The sequence below is a fragment of the Paenibacillus sp. MCAF9 genome (assembly GCF_052114265.1).
GTDB lineage: Bacteria > Bacillota > Bacilli > Paenibacillales > Paenibacillaceae > Pristimantibacillus.
Map to the genome: position 1 here is coordinate 58946 of NZ_JBFREL010000013.1, position 15029 is coordinate 73974.

Below are 15029 nucleotides of genomic sequence, written 5' to 3' on the forward strand. Positions count from 1 at the left end.
AGTAGATGATGCAAGCTCACCTCCCCTCCGTTAACATTTCCAGCTTGCTCTCAAACTCCATCGGATCTATCAAATGAAACGTATCCAGTACCGTGCCGTCCGTGTCGATAATAAATGTGGTTGGCAGCGCATGCAGCTCGTATAAATAAGAGGCACGTTTATTGGCATCCAGTAAATTCGTAAACCGCCATTCATTTTCCTCGATGAACGTTTTAATTGCGCTTGCTTGTTTTTCTTCTGATGATAGATTGACGCCATAGAAATCGACCTTATCTTCATATCTCTCATGCAGCTTTTTTAAGGTGGGAGCTTCAACACTGCATGCCTCACACCAGCTCGCCCAAAACTGCAATACAATCGGTTTATCTTCTGCGCCCGCTACGGTGTGGGTTGTTCCGTTCAGATCCTTGAGCGTAAAGGCAGGCGCCTTCACTCCTGAAGTCGCTTTGCGGTGCAAAGCAGCCTCCTGATTCACACTTAATACGCTCTCCAGCGCGGATGCATCCAGCTTATCCCCTGCATTGCCGCTCATTTGATCCGAATTTAATATGAAAAACAAACCCAAGACCGTAGCTGACAAAAAAACGATAATCACTAGAATCGTTTTTTTCATTGCTTTGTGTCAATCAAAGCAAGCAAGAGAGTAACGGCTTCAGCCCGAGTCGCATTAGCGCTTGGTGCAAACTTATTTTCGCCTCTGCCTTTGATGATGCCCGCTTCAGCAGCCATCGCTACAGAAGGCTCCGCCCAAGCTGGAATTTGGCTCCGATCTGCAAACGACGATTTTTTCGCCTGATCAACCTTCCATTCGAGCGCTCTAACGACCATTACCGCAATCTCCGCGCGATTAATTGGCTTGCTAGGGCGGAACGTATTGTCCTCGTACCCTGTTATAATGCCAGCTTTTACTGCAGTACCAACAAAAGCGGAAGCCCAGCTTGGTATGCTGCCTGCATCTTTAAACGATACATCTGCTGCAAGATCAGCCTTCAAATCTAGTGCTCGGACGAGCATCGCTGCAAATTCCGCGCGGGTAACCTGTGCATTTGGTTTGAAGGTTCCGTCCGTATAACCATTAACAAACCCTAGCTGAACAGCCCGCTCAATGGATGCGATTGCCCAGTGTTCCGCAATATCTTTGAATGACAGCGCTGAATTTCCTAGGTTTGCGGTAAGCTTCACATTAGGCTTCAGCGTACTGGAATCGAGGGTGCTTTTTACAAGCTTCGCATCCGTGAGCAATACCTCGGTATCTCCATTTCCTATTGGCTCGAATAGAAAGCTGGATAATACGCTTTTACCATTCTCGCCTGCTTTGTTCCCTATCTTCGTCGCAGCAAACACAATTTGATTGCCTTCGACGATCGGCGATATCGAGAATCCTGCAATGCTGCTGCTGGCACTCTTAAAACGAAGCTTCTTTGCATCAAATGACAGCTTCACCTCATAAGCGTACATATCGGTTAGCTTATCCGCAGTAACGACGATTCTAATATCTTTATCCGATTTCTCCTGGGTGAGTGCGAACACCGGCGTATCCGCTGCAAACGCAAAGCTTGGGAGTGCCATAGCAAGCAATAAAATGATTAAACCAGCCGACATAAAACGCTTACATTTCTTCAATGAAATCGTCCCTTCCATATACATAGAATAGTAATGAGAGATGTGCATAACCATTTAGCAATCCAATCGATAGTTTTATTGTACAAAGATGAATTTGGAATGTATTTGCAATATCAGGTTAAAAGTTATGAATTTCCGCCGTTCCTTTTTAAAAATAAATAGAGCTGCTCTCTATATAGACAGAGAGCAGCTCTAAGATCCTTATTCATATATTTTTATGCATATTTCGACCAGCGGCTATCCCCAGGATTCGGACAAGCACGTTCTTTATATTTGGCGGCAATACGTACGAAACACCCGCATACGATACATGTTGTACCATATTGAAACTTGGGGCAGTTTCTACATTGCTGTAGTCGCTGCTCGTACACATCATCCGGCACACTAATTTCGGACTGGAACATCGGCGCCGCCAAAATCCGATCGATCTGCTCGTCAGTGACAATGTAATCATCACGACAGCCTTTGCACGCATTTTTGCTGCTCATCGCTGGTGGTATCCCTATTCCGAGATCAGCTCTAGCACTGTTACCGACATTGGCGAGAGCTTCGCGCTAATTTTTGATCCATTAACAGTGAAAGCTTGAAATGCGGTTGGCGCAACAGCTTCCGGATTTTCAAACGTGTTGTGCGCATCCTTAATGGAGGCTGTAAGCTCTGTACCCGAAACCTTAAGCCCTGCGCCTGCTAGGCCGCGAAGATCAATCTCCACATCCGCTTCGGACTGATTGTCCAAATTACACAAGCTTACATGAATGCGGCCACTCGCGTCCTTCGAAGCAGATACGGATACTTGCGGAATCTTCTGGTCATTGTGCGCATAATCCTGACTGTCAATCGACGTGGTAAGAAGCGTTGCATCCTGATGCACCTTATACATATCAAAAACGTGATACGTTGGCGTCAGCACCATTTTCTCACCCTCAGTCAAAATGACCGATTGCAGCACATTGATCACCTGAGCAATGTTAGCCATTTGTACCCGGTCACAATGATCGTGGAAAATATGAAGCGTAATTCCAGCAACCAGCGCATCACGAATCGTGTTTTGCTGATATAGGAACCCTGGATTTGTACCCGGCTCCACATCGTACCACGTACCCCATTCATCAACCATAAGGCCAACTCGCTTCTTCGGATCATAACGATCCATAATAGCCGAATGACGTGTAATCAGCTCGTCCATATAAAAGGTTTTCTTTAATGTACCGTACCATTCATCCTCGGAGAAACCTGTTGCTGGACCTTTTTGTGTCCAAAACTCACCCGGAATGGTGTAATAATGCAGCGATATCGCGTCCATCATCCCATGCGCTTCCCGCATGACAACGTCCATCCAGCGGTAATCATCTACGTTTGGACCACAAGCGATCTTATGAATTTTGTTATCGCCATAATTGCGCACATAGGTTTGATATCTGCGATACAGATCCGCATAATATTCAGGACGCATGTTGCCGCCGCAGCCCCAGTTCTCGTTGCCGACGCCAAAATATTTCACGTTCCACGGCTTTTCCCTGCCGTTTTCTGTACGCAGTTCTGCCATTGGCGATACGCCGTCAAATGTCATGTACTCTACCCACTCCGACATTTCCTGAACGGTGCCGCTGCCCACGTTTCCTGATATGTAAGGCTCGCATTCCAGCATTTCACACAGCATCAAAAACTCATGCGTGCCAAAATGATTGTTCTCAACAACACCGCCCCAGTGGGTGTTGATCATCCGCTTGCGCGACTCGCGCGGTCCAATGCCATCCTTCCAATGATATTCGTCCGCGAAGCAGCCGCCCGGCCAACGAAGAACTGGAATTTTCAGCTGCTTAAGCGCTGCGACTACATCATTGCGAATCCCGTTTGTGTTCGGAATAGGAGAATCCTCGCCTACCCATATCCCTTCATAAATACAACGTCCCAAATGCTCAGAGAAATGTCCATAAATATTGCGATTAATCGTACCTGCAGCCAAATCAGCGTTAATGGTTATACGGTTTGCCAAATGAATCGACCTCGCTTCAATATAATAGAATAAATAGACTTTGATAAAAGTTGAATTAATATATTTATTCATCCTTACACTCATACATTAATCCTAACCAAATCATAATGGTAGCGGATACATTTTGCAACCCTTCGAATAAAAAAAAGCTACCAGCCTCTCGGCATGATAGCTTCCTTCTTATTCGTTTTGTTTTGGCAGCCAATCTAAGAACTGCTGGATATGCGTGTCCCAATAGCTCCATTCATGATTGCCTGGGCCTTCAACATAAGTTAAAGGATAATTCGCCTGCTCGCTCGCATTACGGAAGGCGATATTATCATTGTATAGAAAATCCTCCGTACCACAGCACTGATAGAGCAGAGGCTTAGCCGCCGAATCCAGCTTGGCACTCCCCGCTACAAGATGCAGCAAATCATCATCCGTGCCTTTAATTTCTTTATCACCATATATGAGATGGAACAGACGCTTCAGATCAGTCATTTCGCTCCGTTTCACCATATCCGCCATATCCAGCGCGCCGGATAAGCTGCCAGCTGCGGCAAAACGATCCGAATGCCTTAACGCCCATTTGAATGCTCCATAACCGCCCATCGATAAGCCAGCAACAAAATTATCTTCACGGGCATCAGATAGAGGGAAGAAAGAACGAGCAACGGCCGGAAGCTCTTCGGTTAGAAATGTCCAATATTTATTGCCATATGCCATATCCGTATAAAAGCTTTGATGCACATTCGGCATGACAACCGCAAAACCTTGCTCGGCTACATAACGTTCGATAGAAGTTCTGCGCATCCAAATGGTATCATCATCAGATAAGCCATGCAGTAAATATAACGTTTTATGAAGCTTCTGACTGCTGCGATTATTCATACCGATTTGCGATGTCGTCTGCTGCGGCAAAATAACGGTCATCGATGTACTGAGGCCTAGTGCCTCAGAAAAAAAGTTGCAAGTAATGAGTGCCAAACGCTATTCCTCCTATTAATAAATATGCTTTTTTATCCGCTTACTCAAATGATATGTAATACTAGTAATGTAGCATCTATATGAAGCGCTTGCAATCTATCATATGAAACAGTGATGCTTTCATGCCGTATACGCCCTAAGGTTAGTTAGTGAACTTTTTTTCAGTGCTTATATGTACAGAAATAGAAAGGTATAATAGAAATCGTCACAGAGTGAATATAAATTTTGGAGGTTGATTACGAATGAAAATGATGCCCTTAGAGCGTCGTGGAATATCCGACAGCCGTCTTGTGTTAGGCTGTATGGGTTTTGGCGGAAGCTGGGATCTTGCAGACCCGATTACACCTGATCATATCAAGCAAGCAGAGGAAGCGATAGAAGCCGCGCTATCAATCGGCATTACGATGTATGATCATGCGGACATTTACACAAGAGGCAAAGCAGAATCCGTATTCGGTCAAATTCTTAAAAAGCAGCCCAAGCTTCGCGAGCAGCTCGTTATTCAATCCAAAGTAGGCATTCAGCTATCCGATGGCATTTTACCTGGTCGCTTCAATTTCTCGCAAGAGCATATTTTATCGTCTGTCGATGGCATATTGGAGAGGCTTGGCACAGAATACTTGGATGTTTTGCTGCTTCATCGCCCTGATCCGCTTATGGAGCCGGATGAAATTGCAGAAGCTTTTACGAAGCTGAAATTATCCGGCAAGGTCCGCAACTTTGGCGTATCCAATATGAGCCCGGGACAAATTCGTTTCCTGCAGCGCTCGCTGCCTGATCCTATTGTCGTAAATCAGCTGGAGATGAGTCTACTCCGTCATGATTTCATCGATCAAGGTGTGCATGTCAACCAAAAGGCAGGTTTAAAAGACAACTTTGCTGAAGGTCTTATGGAATTGATGCAAATGGAAAATATACAAATTCAAGCATGGGGGCCACTGGCACAGGGGAAATTTTCTGGAAGAGTATCCGAGAACGCAACGGAGTCAGAATTGAAAACAGCTGCTCTCGTACAACAAATAGCTGAAGAAAATGAAACGACACCGGAAGCCATCGTACTAGCTTGGTTAATGAAGCATCCCGCTCGTATTCAGCCTGTAATCGGCACTGTTAATCCTAAGCGGATAGCAGCCTGCAAGGATGCGGTGAAGCAATCGGAACTTATGACGAGAGAGCAATGGTATACGCTTCTAGTAAGCGCAAGAGGCATAAATATGCCTTAATTCGCGGGAATACGCGGATTATTAATATTTTTTCATTTAATTCTCATAATCGCTCATAATCCTTATTATACCTGCCCTTTTGTTCTCATGAGTGAAAATAGCCCTTTTGCGGATGTGTTATAGTCATAATACATAAAACGAAACGCGGAGGGACAACCTGACAGCATGAGAAAATTACACCTACTGAAATCGATTGCCAAAGCAGGCATTTGCAGCGCTATCGTCATATCGGCATTCACAATCGGAACTTTTGCTCCAAAGGCACATGCAGCTACACCTGAGACAATTAATCTTGTTTCCACAGGAAAAGAATTTATCGGCACTCCATATAAATTCGGTGCACCGGCAGGCGTTACATACGCTTTTGACTGTTCATCTTTTACTCAATTTTTGTTCAAAGGACTTGATGTTTCTCTTCCACGCACATCTGTAGCACAAGCTACAGTTGGCGAGAAGGTTCCTAAGGGTTCACTAAGCATGGGCGATCTTGTTTTCTTTAAAACGAATGGCAAGACGATCAGCCATGTCGCTATTTATGCAGGCAACAACAAAATTATCCACAGCGCTACAAGCACTGGCGTTACCGTATCGGACATGACCTCCAGCTACTGGTCCAAAAGTTATGTTACAGCAAGACGCGTCACAAATTAATTTTATAATATAGAACTTGGCTGTTATCGCCCTTTGCGATAGCAGCTTTTTTTCTGTATATCGTGAATCAATCGCTAGCTTCTATAACATTCTTAACCATATGGAGGGGATATGAAACAATTTACTTAAAACGAAATAGAAAACGAAATCACTTTCTTAGAAATTGCAGCGTTAAAACATTTACTATTTCCGCTTGTTCCATCGTTAGTGAATGACTTGCTCCCTCAATTAAATGAGCTTCAAGACCAGGGATCGCTTTTTTCGCATAGGCTAACGCCTTCAAAGCAGGATAAATGACCTCTTTATCTCCAACAAGAAGCAAAGTAGCAACTTTGAAGTTATGAAACTCCTCTAAAGAAAATACGGAAGGCATTACCTGCAAAAGAGGCTTGGCATGGCGATACCCAGCAATGACTTGAGTGCGAAAGATAGGGGTTAACAGCTCCCCCCTGCCCGAGAACCAACGAAAAGCATTGTCGACCCATTTCTCTGATTGAAACAATAACGCAGGATAAACCTTCGCAAAAAACTTATAGCTTATTTTATGGAAGGTACCCGCAGGGGCATAAAGAATGAGCTTGGAAACGCGGTCAGGGTAAGCGATTGAAAAATTAAGCGCTAAGAAGCCGCCCATAGAATGGCCAGCGATGTCTACCTTGTCGAATAGGAGCCCGTTCAACACTTCAAGAAGCCATTGCTGCGCAGCCTGCTTGTTTTTTATTACAGCTGTTGGTTTACTCTTCCCAAAATCGCCCATTACATCAACTGCATACACACAGCGTTCTTGACTCAGCTGCTTTATATTGGGATACCACATTGTACTGCTCATGGTCATTCCATGCAGAAGCAGCAATGGTTGCTTACTCGAATCGCCGAAGCATAACACATGGGTTTCTCCAAAGGATGTTGGGAGGTACAGTGATTTGTATTCCATTTCAAACATGTCCAAGCTTTTCTCATAACAAAGATAATATTCTTTTTCAACCATTTCATCCTTAAAAATTGACATCAAAATGAAGTCACGTCCTTTTCTGCTTTAATGAACAACCATGCTATCTTACATGTATTCAATAAGATGATCATATTTTCCTTTTATGGATGAGATGAATAAATAAAACAGACATGCAGTGCCTTCATTAGGTCTGCATGTCTATCTCATTATTTTTTAACGGCTGCCAATATCGCAATTTCCTCGCTTGAATGCTCTACATCAAGCGCCACGATGCTGCCGAGTGCAAATTCAGCAGCTATTTGCTCTGCCGTCAGCGCTTTACTATAAATTTTCAACTCATCTACTGCGCCTTTAAACGGAGTATCCCAATAGTTTACCCCCACGCCAAATACACCGCTATTATTAGTAAACACATTTGGGAAGCCGGAGCCTGTAAACTTTTCTTTTCCATTAATATACACCTTGGCTGTGCCGTTATTAACGGTAAATGCAATATGCGTCCATTGTCCAATGTTGATTTTCAGCCCTGTACTCGCATCATACCAAGCAGTGCCAGACCAAAGCATCGTGTTGCTGTTGACTGGGCCTCTTGGCACGAAGCTGATCCAGCTTTCATTCGTTCTTGATCCAAAAAATGCTGTCGCAAAGTTGGTCGCCTCCGCAGGATTAAGCCACATGGATACCGAATAAACATTGCCTTCTATTATACCGTCTGGCAGACGAATGCCTGAAGCGCCGTCTAATACAGCCGCCGACCCCAAAATGCCTGTTCCAAACGTAATGCTGCCTCCCGTATTATCTACTCTATTGCCTGTAATCGTACCCGCAGATACACGCCCTAATGAATCCATTAGATTCGATTCAAAAGCATAATAAGCATTTTCACCATCCGTCACATGTACAATATAGGTCGCTGTTCTATGTCCGGCATCATCAGCTGTTGCAGTGATTGTAGTTGTTCCTAGTCCAACCGCTGTTACTTGCCCTGTATCTGCATTCACAGCAGCGATGTTGGAATCGGCTGAAGACCAAGTAATCGACTTATTAGCTGCATTCACTGGTAAAACATTGACTTCAGGCAAATAAGCTGTGCCAATGGATAACGACTTCTCCGCAGCACCAAGCAGAATTTGTGCAGCTAAAACAGAGGCATCAGGCTCGCCAAAAGCCAACCACCCTATTTTCTCTGCATTTAAAGCCACATCGTAAATACGAACCTCATCGATGAGACCTTTATAAGGTGTGTCCCAATAGTTGACCCCTAGTGCAAACAGACCGTGCTTGTCTGTGAACACGTTTGGCATACCTGTACCGGAATATTTCTTAATCCCGTTGATGAATATTTGTGTCTCGCCGTTTTTCACTGTAAATGCAATATGTGTCCACTCATTCAGCTTGATCTGTATGCCTGTAGATGCATCATACCAAGCTTCACCTGACCACAGCATCGTATTATTTTTCGCAAAATCATGCCCTCGTGGCATAAAGCTGATCCAGCTTTGCGGCGTTTGTGCACCGAAGAAAGCTGGAGCAATGTTTGCTGCCTCGGCAGGGTTCAGCCACATCGATACTGTATATTCATTTGTTGAAATTAAGCCTTCCGGTAAAAGAACACCAGACGCGCCGTCAAAGCTAGCCGCCTTTCCTTTGCCCGCCGTTCCGTCTACAAACGAAATTTCTCCGCCTGTACGATCAATTCGGTCGCCCGTGACAGTTGCTGCCGCCGTTATGCCCGTCATTTCTTCAAGATTGCTCTCAAAATTGTACTGAGCGACTAATCCATCTGCTAACGGACTTTCATTATGCTGTTGAACTATAAGTGTGAACGTTTTGGATGCGGATGCGCTGCCTAACGTTATCGTTGCTGTTAATTGTACCGCTGCATCGCCGGAACCTGCGCTTGGCCTTGTTACAGCTCCACTTGCCGTTACGACTGATGTGTTCGAAGACTCCCATGTAATCGGCCAATGGTTTGCAGCTTTTAAGGGAAGGCTGACATCATTAAATACACGGCTTGTATCGCCTAGCGTTAACCTATTAACTGCATTCGCAGCGAGTTCTTGATCAGTTAACGCTTCCAACTGACTTCCCCAAACAGCAGCACCTTTGCCTGACAAAGCGCTAAAAGCCATGACATAAGCATTCGAAGTAGGGTCCCATTGGCGAATGAACACCCCTTTGTATGTCGTTTGAACAGGAACGTCATTTACAAGCTCATCAACTTTCAGGTTCGCATAATAGTCGCCATCTAGTTCCCAAGTTCCGGACACAGCACCTGTAATTTTACCGTCCTGCTCCAGCTTAATGTAAACAGAAGGTTTAATCTCCTTCGTAATCTCTTTGCCGTGGTTAATATAATGATAAGCGCCAACGACATCGCTTTCGGAAATTTTGCCAATCGTCTCACCCGTGTAACGATGCGGAGCGACCACTGGCCAGCCATCTTCGTTCATAAACATCTGATGTACACGAACCTCATGGCCTTCCCCGCGGTAAGGGAAACGACTGTGAAAGATGTTGAACAGCTTACCATTTGTTTCATCGTAGTAAGTCGAGTTATGGCCTGCAGATACATAACCATAGGTAGGGAAGTTCTCTTGTCCATTTAAGTTGCTGAAAATAAAATTGCCAAAGCTCTTCACTCCATACGGTTCAATAGCCGCATCTTTAAAGAATGAGCCCTCTGGACCGTGAGCCTGAATCATATCCTGACCTTCATAATCCACATAAGGCCCATCCGGATTTAAAGAACGAGATATTCGCATATTGTAGCCGCCAACCGAATCTAATCCACCAAATGTCACAAATAAATAATAGTAGCCGCTATTCGGATGATATTGGATGTAAGGCGCTTCAATACGACTATGATTTTGGCCCATCAATCGTTTGCCATAACCTTGATTATCTAATGGAAAACCGGTTTCAGCATTCATCTCTAGAATAAAAATTCCGCCGGAGTATGAGCCATAGACCATCCATAATCGGCCATCCTTATCAAAAAACGTATCGGGATCAACAACATTCGGATGTTTTGTACCGTCATAAGCCGTACCTTCCGCGCTTAATCCTTTGCCTGATTTCAGGAAGATGCCTTTATTCACATATGGCCCTTCGATATTATCCGCAACTGCAACCCCGAGTGCTGAGAGCGGTTGATCTCCTTTGCATGCATTGTAATACATGTAAAACTTTCCATCTGCAAGCTGAATGACATCAGTAGCCCATAGCGTATCCGTTTCTGCCCAGCCGAGCGCCTCAGCCAATTCCTTTTTCACATTGCTTTCAGCACTCTTGAACAGTTTGTTCGTTTCCGTCACGCCTGAATCAATTAACGACCAGCTCATGAGATCATTCGATTTTGCAGCCGCCAAATGCGAGCCAAATACGTAATACGTTTCGTCAACTTTAATAACAGATGGATCGTGAACCGATACATTTTCAAAAGTAGGCGTCGGCATCGGTGTCGAAGTAGGAGTAGGAGTAGGAGTTGTTGTTGGCGCAGGTGTTTCATTTCCACCACCATTACCACCAGAAGCAGGAAATGTCGCTGCCTCTCGCTCGAGCTTAGCCTCATTCTCACTATTGCTTGTCACTTTGCCTTTGCCTGTAACTTTGAGCTTACTGTCAAACAGAATGATAATCTCTTTAATTTCCGCGGCCTCATTCACATGCAAGGCAGCTTTTTGCTCCACTATCATTTTACTTATGATGCCTTTCAGCAATTTAATAGCAGGAAAAGATAATGCAGAAATCTCAACCTTATCAAAGTTTCCATCCAGCTCAATGGTTGCATCCGCTGCTGTATCCTTGTCAATCATTACATTTTTGAAGCCTTCACCAGTTAAACCGTCAGCCTCTTCAAGCTTAACGCCTGAAATGGTAAACACTTGACCAACGGTTGTTGTTCCTTGGGTTACCATTCGCAGCTTGCCATTCTTTTTATCAACATAAATTTGCGCGATATCCGAATCCTTTATTTTAATGCTGTTTTGGCCTCCTCCAAATACCTTCACTACTCCTTTTACTTTGACATTGTCGAGTATGACATCCCCTTCGGCGATGCCTTCGGTTAAGTATAGATCTCCTTCAATAGTTGTATCTTTTAACGTAATATTCGCTGTATTAATGATTATGTTTTTGCTTGAAACATCCGCATATGTGCCCGCTTGATTCAATATCTCTCCAGAAATATTGTTTATTAGCCGCAGCGCCTCAGCTCTTGTAATCTTGTTATTTGGTTTAAATGTTTGATCTTTATACCCTGTTGCGTATCCTTCCATAACGAGCGCGTTCACGGCTTCCTTACTCCATGAAGGCAATGAGCCTAGATCCGTAAGAGCGCTTTCATATTTGGCCGCACTGCTCAACCGAAATACTCTAAATAATATAACGGCAGCCTCTTGACGAGAAATCGAATCGTTGGGACGGATCGTTCCGTCGCTGTAACCGGAAATATATCCTGCCGCAACCGCCTTCTTCACTTCACTGTAGTAAGAGCTGGATGCAGATACATCAGAGAAAACAATCTCTTCCTCATCAACAAAGCGATAAACCCGATTCATCAGAGTCATAAATTCCACTCGACTTATCGCTTGATCTGGCTTAAAATTCCCATCCCCATAACCCTGGATAAGCTGTTTCTCGTACCACTCTGTAAAATCCTTTTCCGCCCAGTGGCCTTGCACATCGGATTTGATTTTGCTTTGGTTTGCACGATCCAAGGTACTCTGAACGGGTTCTGTATTACCTTCAGCAGCCACAATTAATGGTGCAGGTACAAGTAATAAGCAAACAAGAACCAATGCAATCAGTTTGCTAAAATATTTGAGCATCGCATAACTCCCCTTTCGATTGAAAATCATGTTTCATTCATCATAATGGCATCATCAGTAAATCGAACGATACGCTCCCATTCACCTCACATTTTTTATTCCTGCATAACTTTTGACCAACGAATAACAATTAAACTAATCGATTACTAATTTTGTTAACGTTTACATTGTAACGACAAACGCTGTAAATCGTCAATAGAAAATATATAAACGATGTAAGTGAGTTTCACTCCCACTCCCCACTAGTACGGAAGTATCCATTCCTTCGTTTTAGAAATAAACGCAAAAAAATGCCATCAGCTTTTGCCGACAGCATTCATCTCACTCACTATAAAATCATTTATGCATATTCGTTGTTATTAATAAAAATATTAATAATACCTTTACTCAGCAATTGAGGTTTTTTTCTGATCTGAAGCCATCGATAACGATTTATAATTATCATTTATCACCTTTAGCCAGCTCTCCTGACGACCCTCAGCGTAGGTGCTATCCTTGCGCTTGCAGGCAATGCCCTCCAAATCCGATCTTCTTACAAGATCAAAAATAGCTGCACCCTCTCGCTCCACGTACAGCATCTTTTTGAAATAGGCATTATCCTCCAAAATATATTCCAGCAGCCGCTTTCGCTCAAGCAGCGGTTTTTGCCTTAAATCAAGCCCGTTGTAATAAAGAATATCAAATACAAAAAACTGGACCGGCTTCGTCCTTTTGGCTTCACGGATACTCGGTTCCTTCTTCAGCCTGTAACGTTCCTGCAGCGACTCGAACTCAATCGCTCCTGTAAATGGGTTTACATAGGTTACCTCGCCATCTAACAGAACATCCGCCGGCTCCCTCAGCGGTACATTATGTAATTCGGGATACTGCCGCGTAACTTCATTGAAATGCCGAGTATATAAAGCAGCCTTGCTTCCCATAAAGGAGAGCTGCAGGCGGTGTCCATCCAATAGGGGTTCAAATATAAAATCATCATCATCAAAAGGTTTTTCATATTCCGTTAGTAACATGGGTTCCACAAACATTACGGCGCCCCCCTTTCCGTTTAACCATTTTAGCATGATTTCACTTCAAAAATAGGAGGTAAATTTAGGTGAATGATATGAATAAACTCTCACTCGTATCCACATAATAGGTTCAAGAAGGAGGCTGAGAAAAGATGGCAAATCGTACGAATCAACTTCTTATACCGCAAGCCCGTGCAGCTCTAGAGCAGCTTAAATATGAAGTGGCCCAAGAGCTTGGCATTCAACTTCCGCAAGACGGATATTATGGCAATATGACCACTCGCGATATGGGCTCTATCGGCGGATTAATTACACGCCGGCTCGTTCAAATGGCTGAACAACAGCTGTCAGGACGTCGTTAATTTCTACATAAATAAGCGCCAAGAATGCAGAGATGCTTTCTTGGCGCTTATTTATTTGAGAAAAAATAAGAAATTGTGCAAATAAATGCTTTTGTCACGAATGGAGAACTTCCCTTCTTCAATAAAAATCGGTAAAATGGGAGAGAGTTGTCCCGTTACATAACGCATACAAACAAATTCCATTATGGAAAGGAATATTCTAATATGATTATTCAACCAAAAACTCGTGGCTTTATTTGTACGACAGCACATCCTGAGGGCTGCGCACAACAAGTACAGCGTCAAATCGATTACGTAAACGCTCAACCAAGCATTGAAGGCCCGCGCAACGTGCTCGTCATTGGAGCTTCAACAGGTTATGGTCTTGCTTCACGTATCGTTTCTTCTTTCGCTGCTGGCGCTAATACAATTGGCGTTTATTTTGACAAAGCTGCTGAAGGCGCACGCACAGCATCCGCTGGCTGGTACAATTCCGCTGCTTTCGAGGAAGCTGCTGCAACTGCTGGACGCAAATCTTTCAGCATCGTTGGAGATGCTTTCTCTGATGAAATTAAAGCAAAAACAATCGACTTGATCCGTACGGAACTAGGTCAAATTGATCTCGTTGTCTACAGCGTAGCTTCTCCGCGCCGGACGCATCCAAAAACAGGCGAAACGTTCTCTTCCGTTATCAAGCCGCTTGGCGGCACGTATTCGAACAAAACCGTTAACTTCCATAACGGCGATGTAACGCAAGCTACAATCGAGCCGGCAACAGAAGACGAGCTTCGTCAAACGATTGCTGTTATGGGCGGCGAGGACTGGCAGATGTGGATTGACGAGCTTGAGAAAGCTGGAGCACTTGCTGAAGGCGCAACTACAGTTGCTTACTCTTACATTGGACCTGAAATTACACATGCAGTTTATCGTGAAGGTACAATTGGCGCTGCTAAAAATGATCTGGAAGCTACGGCTCACCGCCTTAATGAACAGCTCAGCACAAATGGCGGTCGCGCATTCGTTTCCGTTAACAAAGCGCTCGTTACGCAATCAAGCTCCGCGATTCCAGTGGTGCCGCTTTATATTTCCGCCCTTTATAAAGTGATGAAAGAAAAAGGCATTCATGAGGGCTGCATTGAGCAAATGTATCGTTTATTCTCAGAACGTCTATACGGTAAAGGTGAAACGCTGGTTGATGAAAAAGGCCTAATCCGCGTTGATGATTGGGAGATGAGACCAGAAATCCAAGCTGAGGTTGCCGATGTTTGGGCTAAGCTCTCTACAGAAAATGTTTATGATCTTTCTGATCTTGAAGGTTATCGTCGTGAATTTTTCCAGCTGTTCGGTTTCGAGACAGATGGCATCGATTATGAAGCAGACGTTAATCCAGAAGTAAACATTCCAAATCTTCGCTAATATTTCCGCTGTAAAACCA

Annotated in this window: 12 protein-coding genes; 4 read left to right on the forward strand and 8 right to left on the reverse strand. The window is 44.1% G+C overall.

Annotated features, from left to right (window positions below; translation table 11 throughout):
• Positions 1 to 16: 16 nt before the first annotated feature.
• The 5 genes from AB4Z45_RS19860 to AB4Z45_RS19880 form a co-directional block, all read right to left on the reverse strand.
• A complete protein-coding gene (locus AB4Z45_RS19860) occupies positions 17 to 613 on the reverse strand; it encodes a TlpA family protein disulfide reductase (protein WP_441911051.1) in 597 nt (198 codons plus the stop codon).
• Complete coding sequence (locus AB4Z45_RS19865; RefSeq protein WP_441911052.1) at positions 610 to 1623, reverse strand: S-layer homology domain-containing protein; 1014 nt, start codon at positions 1621 to 1623, stop codon at positions 610 to 612. The genes AB4Z45_RS19860 and AB4Z45_RS19865 overlap by 4 nt, the downstream gene beginning before the upstream one ends.
• A gap of 215 nt (positions 1624 to 1838) precedes the next feature.
• Positions 1839 to 2111, reverse strand: coding sequence for a DUF6171 family protein (locus AB4Z45_RS19870; protein WP_441911054.1), 273 nt, complete (start codon positions 2109 to 2111; stop codon positions 1839 to 1841).
• Between the two features lie 14 nt (positions 2112 to 2125).
• Complete coding sequence (locus AB4Z45_RS19875; protein ID WP_441911136.1) at positions 2126 to 3619, reverse strand: alpha-N-arabinofuranosidase; 1494 nt, start codon at positions 3617 to 3619, stop codon at positions 2126 to 2128.
• A gap of 180 nt (positions 3620 to 3799) precedes the next feature.
• A complete protein-coding gene (locus AB4Z45_RS19880; RefSeq protein ID WP_441911055.1) occupies positions 3800 to 4588 on the reverse strand; it encodes an alpha/beta hydrolase in 789 nt (262 codons plus the stop codon).
• Between the two features lie 242 nt (positions 4589 to 4830).
• Between AB4Z45_RS19880 and AB4Z45_RS19885 the strand changes: the two genes are divergently transcribed.
• Positions 4831 to 5811 (forward strand): aldo/keto reductase, encoded by a 981-nt coding sequence (locus tag AB4Z45_RS19885; RefSeq protein ID WP_441911056.1) that lies wholly within the window; start codon positions 4831 to 4833, stop codon positions 5809 to 5811.
• Positions 5812 to 5976: 165 nt separating this feature from the next.
• Complete coding sequence (locus AB4Z45_RS19890; protein WP_441911057.1) at positions 5977 to 6462, forward strand: C40 family peptidase; 486 nt, start codon at positions 5977 to 5979, stop codon at positions 6460 to 6462.
• Between the two features lie 148 nt (positions 6463 to 6610).
• On the opposite strand, the gene AB4Z45_RS19895 is transcribed toward AB4Z45_RS19890, so the two are convergent.
• The 3 genes from AB4Z45_RS19895 to AB4Z45_RS19905 all read right to left on the reverse strand — a co-directional run bounded on the left by AB4Z45_RS19895 (position 6611) and on the right by AB4Z45_RS19905 (position 13271).
• Positions 6611 to 7471, reverse strand: a complete 861-nt coding sequence (locus AB4Z45_RS19895; protein WP_441911137.1) for an alpha/beta fold hydrolase — start codon at positions 7469 to 7471, stop codon at positions 6611 to 6613.
• 149 nt (positions 7472 to 7620) lie between these two features.
• Entirely contained in the window at positions 7621 to 12246 is a 4626-nt protein-coding gene (locus AB4Z45_RS19900; RefSeq protein ID WP_441911058.1) for a LamG-like jellyroll fold domain-containing protein, read from the reverse strand.
• Between the two features lie 383 nt (positions 12247 to 12629).
• Positions 12630 to 13271 (reverse strand): ATP-dependent DNA ligase, encoded by a 642-nt coding sequence (locus AB4Z45_RS19905; RefSeq protein WP_441911060.1) that lies wholly within the window; start codon positions 13269 to 13271, stop codon positions 12630 to 12632.
• Positions 13272 to 13405: 134 nt separating this feature from the next.
• Between AB4Z45_RS19905 and AB4Z45_RS19910 the strand changes: the two genes are divergently transcribed.
• Both AB4Z45_RS19910 and fabV read left to right on the forward strand, forming a co-directional pair.
• Entirely contained in the window at positions 13406 to 13615 is a 210-nt protein-coding gene (locus AB4Z45_RS19910; protein WP_076266703.1) for an alpha/beta-type small acid-soluble spore protein, read from the forward strand.
• Positions 13616 to 13819: 204 nt separating this feature from the next.
• A complete protein-coding gene (fabV, locus tag AB4Z45_RS19915; protein WP_441911062.1) occupies positions 13820 to 15010 on the forward strand; it encodes an enoyl-ACP reductase FabV in 1191 nt (396 codons plus the stop codon).
• The last annotated feature ends 19 nt before the right edge of the window (positions 15011 to 15029 follow it).

What these genes read in the sequence shown, in the direction of transcription:
- AB4Z45_RS19860 (WP_441911051.1), bottom strand. Translation starts at nt 613, where the DNA reads ATGAAAAAAACGATTCTAGTGATTATCGTTTTTTTGTCAGCTACGGTC.
- AB4Z45_RS19870 (WP_441911054.1), bottom strand. Translation starts at nt 2,111, where the DNA reads ATGAGCAGCAAAAATGCGTGCAAAGGCTGTCGTGATGATTACATTGTC.
- AB4Z45_RS19885 (WP_441911056.1), top strand. Translation starts at nt 4,831, where the DNA reads ATGAAAATGATGCCCTTAGAGCGTCGTGGAATATCCGACAGCCGTCTT.
- AB4Z45_RS19890 (WP_441911057.1), top strand. Translation starts at nt 5,977, where the DNA reads ATGAGAAAATTACACCTACTGAAATCGATTGCCAAAGCAGGCATTTGC.
- AB4Z45_RS19895 (WP_441911137.1), bottom strand. Translation starts at nt 7,471, where the DNA reads ATGTCAATTTTTAAGGATGAAATGGTTGAAAAAGAATATTATCTTTGT.
- AB4Z45_RS19900 (WP_441911058.1), bottom strand. Translation starts at nt 12,246, where the DNA reads ATGCTCAAATATTTTAGCAAACTGATTGCATTGGTTCTTGTTTGCTTA.
- AB4Z45_RS19905 (WP_441911060.1), bottom strand. Translation starts at nt 13,271, where the DNA reads ATGTTTGTGGAACCCATGTTACTAACGGAATATGAAAAACCTTTTGAT.
- AB4Z45_RS19910 (WP_076266703.1), top strand. Translation starts at nt 13,406, where the DNA reads ATGGCAAATCGTACGAATCAACTTCTTATACCGCAAGCCCGTGCAGCT.
- fabV (WP_441911062.1), top strand. Translation starts at nt 13,820, where the DNA reads ATGATTATTCAACCAAAAACTCGTGGCTTTATTTGTACGACAGCACAT.